The organism is Caulobacter sp. CCUG 60055 (genome assembly GCF_022750545.1).
Lineage (GTDB): Bacteria > Pseudomonadota > Alphaproteobacteria > Caulobacterales > Caulobacteraceae > PUIC01.
Window position 1 is genome coordinate 99179 of the sequence record NZ_PUIC01000017.1, and the last position, 10123, is coordinate 109301.

Sequence of the window (10123 nt, forward strand, 5' to 3'; positions counted from 1 at the left end):
GGTTTAGGCTCCCGCCAGCCGCCCCCCGGCGTTGGCGTAGGCCTGGGTTCCCCGCGTGGCGACGCGGTCGTCGGCTTCGACCGCTTCGATCGGAATGTCGGCGGCCGTCGCCAGGCGGTCGTAGATCGGTCCGAAGTCGCGCAGGGTGACGTCGAGCAGGGTCTGCAGCGACGGGATGACGAAATAGACCTGCTGGAAGTCGTCGATGCGGTAGGGGGTGCGCATCACCCGCTCAAGCTCGAAGCCCAGGCGGTTGGGCGAGGGATCGTCGAGGGCGAAGATCGACTCGGTCTTGGACGACACGATGCCGGCCCCGTAGATGCGCAGGCCCTCGGGCGTGTCCATCAGGCCGAACTCGACCGTGTACCAGTAGAGCCGCGCGAGGTTGTGCAGGCGGCCCAGGCTGAGGGCCCGCTGGCCGCCCTTGCCGTAGGCCTCCATGTAGTCGGCGAACACCGGGTCGGTCAGCATCGGCACATGGCCGAAGACGTCGTGGAAGACGTCCGGCTCCTGCAGGTAGTCGAGCTGGTCGGGCCGGCGGATGAACTGGCCGGCGGGGAAGCGCCGATTGGCCAGGTGGTCGAAGAAGACGTCGTCCGGCACCAGGCCGGGCACGGCGACCACGCGCCAGCCGGTCAGCCGCACCAGCTCTTCGTTGATGCGTTCGAAATCGGGGATGCCGCCCCGGTGCAGGTCCAGGGCGTCGAGGCCTTTGAGGAACGGGTCGCAGGCCCGGCCCGGCAACAGGGCGGTCTGCCGCTCGTACAGCGTCATCCAGACCCGGTGCTCGTCGGCGGAATAGCCGTTCCAGTCCTGGTCGATCGTCCAGTCGGGCCTCGCGCCGGGAGGCGGGCCGCCGATAAAACCGTCTGCGCTCATGGACGAACGATGATCGCGACCGGAGGAAAGTTCCGTTCGATTTTGGCCCCGAAAACGCGTTTCGCCGGGAAAACGTGCTGCGCGAAGGCGCTATGGCGCAAGGCTTGACGAAAGGGGAGGGGCCGGCGGGCGCCGCCTAATGGGCGATGCGCGGGCGCAGGTGGTAGCAGCCGTTCTGGAACCCGTCGAACAGCAGCGCCGCCTGGGGATGGCCGACCGGCAGGCCCGATTCGTCCGGCACGAGGTTCTGTTCGGAGACGTAGGCCACGTAGGTGTTCTGATCGTTCTCGGCCAGCAGGTGGTAGAAGGGCTGGTCCTTGCGCGGCCGGATGTCCTCGGGGATCGAGAGCCACCACTCCTCGGTGTTGGCGAACTCGGGATCGACGTCGAAGATCACGCCACGGAAAGGGAAAATCCGGTGCTTGACCACTTGGCCGATCGCAAACCTGGCGAGCCGAGCGTTCATAATGAACTGATCTTAAATCCAAACCACTGACTGGAAGATGAACGTAAGGGCAAGGCGCGGTTAGGCAAGTCCGCGCCTTTCGGCCAGGCGACGGCCTTGCTACAGTCGCCGCGAAGCAGGGCGCCTGGGCGAACCGGCCGCGCTCTTAGGATAATGTTTGATGTCTGAGGCGCGCATGCCGCCGGACGGTCGAATCAACGACCGCGAGCGGTTCCAGGACGGCCGCAGCGGCTCGGGGGAGCCGCCTTGCTTCGCCGCGCTCGACCTGGGCACCAACAATTGCCGGCTGCTGGTCGCCACGCCGACCCCCGGCGGCTTCAGGGTGGTCGAGGCCTATTCGCGGATCGTGCGCCTGGGCGAGGGGCTGTCGCAGAGCGGCCGCCTGCATCCGGACGCCATGGATCGGGCCATGGCCGCCCTGCGGGTGTGCGCCGACAAGGTTCGCCGTCGCAAGGCGGTGCGGGTGCGGGCCATCGCCACCCAGGCCTGCCGTTCGGCCGCCAACGGGCCGCAGTTCGTCGAGCGCGTCCGCGTCGAGACGGGGCTCAACCTCCAGATCATCAGCCCGCGCGAGGAGGCCCAGCTTTCCGTGGCCGGCTGCCTCAACCTGCTGGACCGACGCGAAAGCGCCGCCCTGGTGGTGGACGTCGGCGGCGGCTCGACCGAGCTGTCCTGGGTGGACCTGACCGGGCCCGAACTCGACGTCCAGGCCCGCCAGTTCGCCGCCCATCGGCTGCCGATCAAGGCTTGGCTGTCGATCCCGATCGGGGTGGTGACCCTGGCCGAGCTGTACCCCGAGACCGAGCCGGGCAGCCGCGCCTGGTTCCGGGCCATGGTCGACGAGGTCAAGGGGCGCATCGCCGCCTTCCCCCACGCCGAGCCGATGCGGGCCATCTTCGAGGCGGGGCGCGCCCATCTGGTCGGCACCTCGGGCGCGATCACCAGCCTGGCCGGCCTGCACCTGGGCCTGCGGCGCTATGACCGCAACCGGGTCGACGGCCTGTGGCTGAGCGACGCCGACTGCGAGGCCGCGGCCGAGCGGCTGCTGAACCTTGACGTGACCGAGCGGGCCGCCCAGCCCTGCATCGGGCCGGACCGCGCCGACCTGGTGCTCGCCGGCGCGGCCATTCTCCAGGCGGTGCAGGAGCTGTGGCCGTGCGATCGCGTGCGCGTCGCCGACCGGGGCCTGCGCGAAGGGCTGCTGTTGTCGCTGATGTCGGAACGGAATCGCCGTAGACCCCGCCGTCGCCGCCGCGGCGGGCGCGGCGCCCCCCTCGCCATGGCCGCCAGCGCATGACCGACAAACCTCCCGAAGAAAAGAAGCGGCTGGTCCGCATGTCGACGCGGGGCGAGGACAAGGCGCGCGCCAAGCCGGCCCGCCTCAAGACCGCCTGGAAGCGCACGGCCTCGCAGCAGGCCTGGCTGGAGCGTCAGATCAACGATCCCTTCGCCGCCGAGGCGCGCGCCAAGGGATACCGGTCCCGCGCGGCGTTCAAGCTGGCCGAGATCGACGACCGCTATCGCTTCCTGAAGAAGGGCGCGCGGGTCATCGATCTGGGCTGCGCGCCGGGCGGCTGGGTGCAGGTGGCGTTGGAGCGGGGGGCGGGAAGCGTCGTCGGCGTCGACCTGTTGCCGGTCGATCCGTTGCCGCCGGCCCACCTGATCGAGATGGACTTCACCGATCCGGCCTGCGGCGACAGGCTGATCGAGCTGCTGGGCGGGGCGCCGGACGTGGTGCTGTCGGACATGGCCCCCAACACCATCGGCCATAAGCAGACCGACCACCTGCGCATCATCGGCCTGATCGAGGCGGCGGCCGACTTCGCCATCGAGGTGCTCAAGCCCGGCGGCGTGTTCGTCACCAAGGCTTTCCAGGGCGGCGAGACCGCTGGCCTGCTCAAGCTGCTCAAGGCCCATTTCGCGGACGTCAAGCACGTCAAGCCCAAGGCCAGCCGAGCGGAAAGCTCGGAGCTGTATCTGGTGGCGACGGGCTTCACGGGGCGCACTGGAAACGCTCTACCGTAGAGAGGGGCCCGCGCCCGCAGGGCGTGGGAGGATGAGGGGGAAGCTCCGAAAAAGGCCCGCTGTCCGGGGTGACAACCCGCCGCCTCTCAGCTATACCCGCGCCGCAAAACGGAGAATCCCTATGGAGATTCGCGAAGGGCTCACCTTCGACGATGTTTTGCTCGAACCCGCCGCCTCCGAAGTGATGCCGGGCCAGGTCAACACCGCGACCAAGTTCACCCGCGAGATTTCGCTCAACATCCCCATCGTGTCCGCCGCCATGGACACCGTCACCGAAAGCCGGCTGGCCATCGCCATGGCGCAGGCCGGCGGCCTGGGGGTCCTGCACCGCAATCTGACCGTCGACGAGCAGGCCGATCAGGTCCGCGAGGTCAAACGCTACGAAAGCGGCATGGTCATCAATCCGCTGACCATCCACCCCGACACCACCCTGCGCGAGGTCCGCGAGATCACCGCCCGCCGCAAGATCAGCGGCTTTCCGGTGGTCGAGCGCGGCAGCGGCAAGCTGGTCGGCATCCTGACCCACCGCGACATGCGGTTCGAGCTCAACCTCGACCGGCCGGCCAGGGAGCTGATGACCACCGAGAACCTGGTCACGGTCCGCGAGGGCACCAGCCAGGACGAGGCGCGGGCCATCCTGCAGCAGCACCGCATCGAGCGGCTGATCGTCGTCGATGGCGCCTATCGCGCCGTCGGCCTGATCACCGTCAAGGACATGGAGAAGGCCCAGGCCCATCCGCTGGCCGCCAAGGACGGCCAGGGCCGTCTGCTGGTCGGCGCCGCCTCCACGGTCGGCGACGTCGGCTACGAGCGGTCGATGGCCCTGGTCGAGGCCGGGGTCGACGTGGTGGTGATCGACACCGCCCACGGCCATTCGGTCCAGGTCAGCCAGGCCGTCGCCCGCGTCAAGCGCGAGACCAACCGCGTCCAGATCGTCGCCGGCAACGTCGCCACCTATGACGCGGCCAAGGCGCTGATCGACGCCGGCGCCGACGCCGTCAAGGTCGGCATCGGGCCGGGCTCGATCTGCACCACCCGCATCGTCGCGGGCGTGGGCGTGCCGCAGCTGACCGCGATCGCCGACGCCGTGCGCGCCGGCCGCGAAAGCGGCGTGCCGATCATCGCCGACGGCGGCATCAAGTTCTCGGGCGACCTGGCCAAGGCCATCGCCGCCGGGGCCTCGACCGCCATGATGGGCTCGATGTTCGCCGGCACCGAAGAGGCGCCGGGCGAGGTGTTCCTGTACCAGGGGCGCTCGTACAAGGCCTATCGCGGCATGGGTTCGGTCGGCGCCATGGCGCGCGGATCGGCCGACCGCTACTTCCAGAAGGAAGTGCAGGACACCCTGAAGCTGGTGCCGGAAGGCATCGAGGGGCAGGTGGCCTACAAGGGCGGCATCGGCGCCATCGTCCACCAGCTGGTCGGCGGCCTGCGCGCCGCCATGGGCTATGTCGGCGCTCCCGACATCGCGACCTTCCAGCAACGGGCGAAGTTCATCCGCATCACCGGGGCGGGCCTGCGCGAAAGCCATGTCCACGACGTGATGATGACCCGCGAAGCGCCGAACTACTCGTCGCCGGTCTAAGGAAGGCTAGGGATTTCGGATGCGTGACGGCGGCCGGCTAGCGGCGGCGATCGACGTTCTCGAGGATATCGAGACCCGCCACAAGCCGGCCAAGCTTGCGCTCAAGTCCTGGGGCGAGGCCAGTCGCTTCGCCGGCTCCAAGGACCGCGCCTGGGTCTCCGGCCTGGTGCTGGATGCGCTGCGCCGCAAGCGCTCGCTCGGCTGGCGCATGGGGGAGGACAGCGCCCGCGCCGTCGCGCTCGGCGCGCTGCGCTTCGCCTGGAAATGGCCGGTGGATCGCATCGCCGAGGCCGCCGGCGAAGAGCCGCACGGCCCCGGCGCCCTGACCGAGGCCGAACAGACGGCGCTGTCGGCTGATCGTGGCCTGGACGAGGCCTCGCCCGCCGTCGCCGGCGACTATCCCGACTGGCTCGACGCCTCCCTGGCCCGCGTGTTCGGCGACGAGCGGGGCGAGGAGGGGGCGGCCCTGTCGGCGCGGGCGCCGGTCGACCTGCGCATCAACACCCTCAAGACCGATCCTGAGCGCGGGCTGAAGGCCCTCGCGCCGCTGCACGCCCAGGCCGGCGGCGTGCTGGCGACCGCCGCCCGCATTCCCGCGCCCGAGCCCAGCGAACGCGCCGGCGCGGTCGAGACCATTCCCGCCTTCTCCAAGGGCTGGTTCGAGGTCCAGGACCTCGGCTCGCAGATCGCCGCCTCGGCGGCCGGCGACATCAAGGGCAAGCAGGTGCTCGACCTGTGCGCCGGCGGCGGCGGCAAGACCCTGGCCATGGCGGCGGCGATGGCCAACACCGGCCAGATCTTCGCCTACGACGCCGACGCCCGCCGTCTGGCCGACACCATCCGCCGCGGACAGCGGGCGGGCGTCCGCAACCTGCAGATCCGCTCGCCGGTCGAGAAGGACCCGCTGCGCGGCCTGGCCGCCAGAATGGACCTGACCTTCGTCGACGCGCCCTGCACCGGCTCGGGCACCTGGCGGCGCCAGCCCGACGCCAAATGGCGCCTGACGCCCCAGCAGCTCGAGCGGCGCATGGCCGAACAGGACGGCGTGCTCGATCAGGCCGCGACCTTCGCCAAGCCGGGCGGCCGCATCGTCTATGTCACCTGCTCGCTGCTGGCCGAGGAGAACGAGGACCGCCTCGACGCCTTCCTGGCCCGCAACGCCGCCTTCGTCCGCCGCGACGCCCTGGAGGCGATCGCCGCTTCCGGCCTTGCGACGGCCGACGGTCTTTCCCAGCTTGCCGCCTTCCGCACGGCGGACGGCGCCCTACGTCTCACCCCCCGCCGCGCCGGGACCGACGGCTTCTTCGTCGCCGTCCTGGAGCGCGCCGCCTGACCGCGAGGACCCGCATGACCGCCGAACCCAATCACCAACGCGTCCTCATCGTCGATTTCGGCAGCCAGGTGACCCAGCTGATCGCCCGCCGGGTGCGCGAGAGCGGCGTCTATTGCGAGATCCACCCCTACGACAAGGTCGAGGCCATCCTCGACGATTTCGCGCCGGCGGCGGTGATCCTGTCGGGCGGCCCGGCCAGCACCACCGAGGACGAGAGCCCGCGCGCCACGCCGCGTCTGTTCGATCTGGGCGTGCCTGTGCTGGGCGTCTGCTATGGCGAACAGCTGATCTGCGCCCAACTGGGCGGCAAGGTCGAGGGCGGCCATCACCGCGAATTCGGCCGGGCCGAGATCGTCATCACCAGGGACAGCCCGCTGTTCGCCGGCATCGGCGCCGTCGATCACCGCGAGACGGTGTGGATGAGCCACGGCGACCGCGTCGTAGCCATTCCGGACGGCTTCGAGGTGATCGCCACCTCGACCGGCGCGCCGTTCGCCGCCATCGCCGACGAGGCGCGCAAGATCTATGGCGTGCAGTTCCACCCGGAGGTGGCGCATACCCCGCGCGGCGCCCAACTGCTCAAGAACTTCACCCATGGCGTCGCCGGCCTGACCGGCGACTGGACCATGGCCGCCTTCCGTCAGGAAATGGTCCAGCGCATCCGCGATCAGGTCGGCCAGGGCAAGGTGATCTGCGGCCTGTCCGGCGGCGTCGATTCTTCAGTGGCGGCGGTGCTGATCCACGAAGCCATCGGCGACCAGCTGACCTGCGTGTTCGTCGACACCGGCCTGCTGCGCCAGAACGAGGCCGAGCAGGTGGTCAGCCTGTTCAAGGATCACTACAACATCCCGCTGATCCATGTTGATGCGTCGAAGGAATTCCTCGGCGCCCTGGCCGGCGTCTCCGATCCCGAGACCAAGCGCAAGACTATCGGCAAGCTGTTCATCGACGTGTTCGACCGCGAGGCGGCCAAGATCGACGGCGCGACCTTCCTGGCCCAGGGCACGCTCTATCCTGACGTGGTCGAGAGCGTCTCGGCCCGCGGCGGCCCGTCGGCGGTGATCAAGAGCCACCACAATGTCGGCGGCCTGCCGGACTATATGAAGCTCAAGCTGGTCGAGCCGCTGCGCGAGCTGTTCAAGGACGAGGTCCGCGCCCTCGGCGTCGAGCTGGGTCTGGCCCCGGCCTTCGTCGGCCGCCACCCGTTCCCCGGGCCGGGCCTGGCCATCCGCATCCCCGGCGAGATCACCCCGGACAAGGTCGCCACCTTGCAGAAGGCCGACGCCATCTATCTGGAGGAGATTCGCAACGCCGGCCTCTACGACAAGATCTGGCAGGCCTTCGCCGTGCTGCTGCCGGTCAAGACCGTCGGCGTCATGGGCGACGCCCGCACCTACGAGGACGTCCTGGCCCTGCGCGCGGTCACCTCGACCGACGGCATGACCGCCGATTTCTTCGAGTTCCCCTGGGACGTCCTCGGCCGCACCGCCACGCGCATCATCAACGAAGTGCGCGGCGTCAACCGGGTGGTCTACGACGTCACCTCCAAGCCCCCCGGCACCATCGAGTGGGAATGATTCGGGGCCATTTTTGGCTATCGCGATCAATCGGCAAAGCTCCATCAAAGCATTGAAATAAAAAGATTATCTCACGTTATCTATCGAGGTCAATCGCGGAGCAGCGGTTGGCCCTGGCGTCATGCGTGACGGTATCCGGCAAACTTGCACTTGGCCCAATCCAGCGATACCGTCAGAGGTATTGAAGCCAGTGACGGTATTTTTTCCGCACTAAGCCATTGTAAATCAAGCGATAATGTCGGCGAAAATGGCCGAAAATCGCCTGACGGTATTTTGCGTAGAGGAGGTCGGTATGCTCACCGATGTTGCCCTTAAGAACCTGAAACCACGCGAAAAAGCATACAAGGTCACTGACCGTGACGGCCTTTATGTTCAGGTCTCAACCTCCGGGACGCTGACGTTTCGGCTGGACTACCGGCTGCATGGGCGACGCGAGACGCTGACGCTGGGGAAGTACGGTCCCTCCGGTTTGTCCCTGGCTCGAGCCCGTGAAGCAACGATCGACGCTAAACGTGCAGTCTTCGAAGGCAGGTCCCCGGCCCAGGAAAAGCAACGCGACAAACGCCGGATCAAGGAGGCTAAGAGCTTCGGCGAGTTTGGTGAGCGCTGGTTGGTGAAGGCGCCGATGGCCGACAGCACCCGCGCGATGCGGCGTTCGATCTTCGAACGAGAGCTTCTGCCAGTCTGGAAGAATCGGCTGCTGACAGAGATCACGCCGGATGACCTACGCGCCCACTGCGGTAAGATCGTTGATCGCGGCGCTCCGGCGACTGCGATCCATGTCCGCGACATCCTCAAGCAGATCTACGGGTTTGCGATCTTGCACGGCGAGAAGGTCGCCAATCCGGCCGACGATGTCGGCCCCGCCTCGATCGCGACGTTCGTTCCAAAGGACCGGTCGCTGTCGCCGACGGAAATTCGCGTGATGCTCAAGCAGCTCGACCATGTGGCGACGCTGCCAACGATCCGACTCGGGATGCGCCTCTTCCTGCTGACGATGGTGCGTAAGAGCGAGCTGCAGGATGCGGTCTGGGACGAGGTCGACTTCGAGAACGCCGTGTGGACGATCCCCAAGGAGCGCATGAAGCGATCCAAGGCGCATAACGTCTATCTCTCGCAGCAATGCCTCGACATCATGATCGCGTTGAAGACCTGCGCGGGCAACTCGCGCTACCTTCTGCCGTCTCGGTATGATGCGGATGCGCCAATGTCCCGGGCGACCTTCAACCGCGTCACCTATGCTGTCGTGGAGCGCGCGCAGAAGGAAGGCTTACCGCTGGAGCCGTTCACGGTACATGACTTGCGCCGGACCGGATCGACCCTGCTCAACGAACTGGGGTTCAACAGCGACTGGATCGAAAAGTGCCTGGCCCATGAAGACGGGCGGTCCTCGCGCGGCGTCTACAACAAGGCGGAGTACGAGCATCAGCGGCGGCATATGATGCAGGAATGGTCTGATATTATCGATGCCTGGGTGGCGGGGCAGAAGCGCGTGCCGGTCCTGATTCCGCCCTCGATGCCTATGCTCGCGCCTGATCCGGCGCTTTGACGGGACGCGCCTTGCGCTTGCGCACATCGGGGTGCGGCGCCCGGTCGATTGGCGATCGCCGGGCTGTCGCCAGGCGCTCGGTCAGCCAGGCTTCGACCTCGGCCAGATCCCACACCACACAGCGCGGGGTGAGCGCAAAACGACGAGGGAATTCGCCGCGTTGTTCCATCTCATAGATGGTGGTGTCGGCCAGCGGTACGATCTGCCGAAGCTCATGGCGGCGGATCATCCGCTTTTTGAGGGCCTCAGATTTCGTCGACATAACTCTACTCCAACGAGATTAGCGTCTGATGCCGATTGGAGCCGATAGACCCGACATGAAAAGAGCGAACGCACCGGCGTAGGGCTCGCGGCGGCGATGGCGTACAAATCGGCGGGTCCACGGCCGAATGGATCGCGGCCGCAGGGGAAAATATTCGCATTGACCTTAGGGTCAGGCACCTAAACCGCACGCCTGACGTAGCGCAGCGCGGCGCGCTTTGACCTCAAGGCGAAACGGATGGGTGCCGCAGTCAATATTCAGTGGGGGGTTGAGAATAGCGATGACGTCCGTCTCGAATTCCCATGGACGCTCAGCGGTAGCGAAAGTCACGCCACATGCGCTCTCAATCCAGCGTGAAAGCGGCACTTCAGAAGCAAGCCGAGAACGGTCCGATCCACGTCGCGGTTCAAGTCCCAGGCTTCCCGTCATGTGAATCGGCGTGGAAAA

10 protein-coding genes are annotated in these 10123 nt (G+C 67.4%); 6 read left to right on the forward strand and 4 right to left on the reverse strand.

Features of this window, described 5'->3' with window-relative positions:
• Positions 1-3: 3 nt before the first annotated feature.
• Both phhA and hspQ read right to left on the reverse strand, forming a co-directional pair.
• Complete coding sequence (phhA, locus tag C5708_RS18990; RefSeq protein WP_242923535.1) at positions 4-879, reverse strand: phenylalanine 4-monooxygenase; 876 nt, start codon at positions 877-879, stop codon at positions 4-6.
• A 136-nt stretch (positions 880-1015) separates the two neighbouring features.
• Positions 1016-1345: a heat shock protein HspQ gene (gene hspQ, locus C5708_RS18995; RefSeq protein WP_242923537.1), complete on the reverse strand. Its 330-nt coding sequence runs from the start codon at positions 1343-1345 to the stop codon at positions 1016-1018.
• Positions 1346-1505: 160 nt separating this feature from the next.
• Between hspQ and C5708_RS19000 the strand changes: the two genes are divergently transcribed.
• The 6 genes from C5708_RS19000 to C5708_RS19025 all read left to right on the forward strand — a co-directional run bounded on the left by C5708_RS19000 (position 1506) and on the right by C5708_RS19025 (position 9414).
• Positions 1506-2642, forward strand: a complete 1137-nt coding sequence (locus tag C5708_RS19000; protein ID WP_347567035.1) for a Ppx/GppA phosphatase family protein — start codon at positions 1506-1508, stop codon at positions 2640-2642.
• Positions 2639-3370 (forward strand): RlmE family RNA methyltransferase, encoded by a 732-nt coding sequence (locus tag C5708_RS19005; protein ID WP_242923539.1) that lies wholly within the window; start codon positions 2639-2641, stop codon positions 3368-3370. The genes C5708_RS19000 and C5708_RS19005 overlap by 4 nt, the downstream gene beginning before the upstream one ends.
• 121 nt (positions 3371-3491) lie before the next feature.
• Positions 3492-4955 carry an IMP dehydrogenase gene (gene guaB / locus C5708_RS19010; protein WP_242923542.1) on the forward strand — a complete coding sequence of 488 codons (1464 nt, stop codon included), beginning with the start codon at positions 3492-3494 and terminating at the stop codon, positions 4953-4955.
• Positions 4956-4974: 19 nt separating this feature from the next.
• Positions 4975-6288 (forward strand): RsmB/NOP family class I SAM-dependent RNA methyltransferase, encoded by a 1314-nt coding sequence (locus C5708_RS19015; RefSeq protein WP_242923544.1) that lies wholly within the window; start codon positions 4975-4977, stop codon positions 6286-6288.
• A 14-nt stretch (positions 6289-6302) separates the two neighbouring features.
• Positions 6303-7865, forward strand: coding sequence for a glutamine-hydrolyzing GMP synthase (gene guaA, locus C5708_RS19020; RefSeq protein WP_242923546.1), 1563 nt, complete (start codon positions 6303-6305; stop codon positions 7863-7865).
• A gap of 292 nt (positions 7866-8157) precedes the next feature.
• Positions 8158-9414, forward strand: coding sequence for a tyrosine-type recombinase/integrase (locus C5708_RS19025; RefSeq protein WP_011157759.1), 1257 nt, complete (start codon positions 8158-8160; stop codon positions 9412-9414).
• Here the strand turns inward: C5708_RS19025 and C5708_RS19030 are convergent.
• Both C5708_RS19030 and C5708_RS19035 read right to left on the reverse strand, forming a co-directional pair.
• On the reverse strand, positions 9386-9676 hold the full coding sequence (locus C5708_RS19030; RefSeq protein WP_091738346.1) for an AlpA family phage regulatory protein: 291 nt from the start codon (positions 9674-9676) through the stop codon (positions 9386-9388). The genes C5708_RS19025 and C5708_RS19030 overlap by 29 nt on opposite strands.
• Before the next feature lie 171 nt (positions 9677-9847).
• A partial coding sequence (locus C5708_RS19035; RefSeq protein ID WP_242923548.1) for a GIY-YIG nuclease family protein occupies positions 9848-10123 on the reverse strand: 276 nt, incomplete at its 5' end.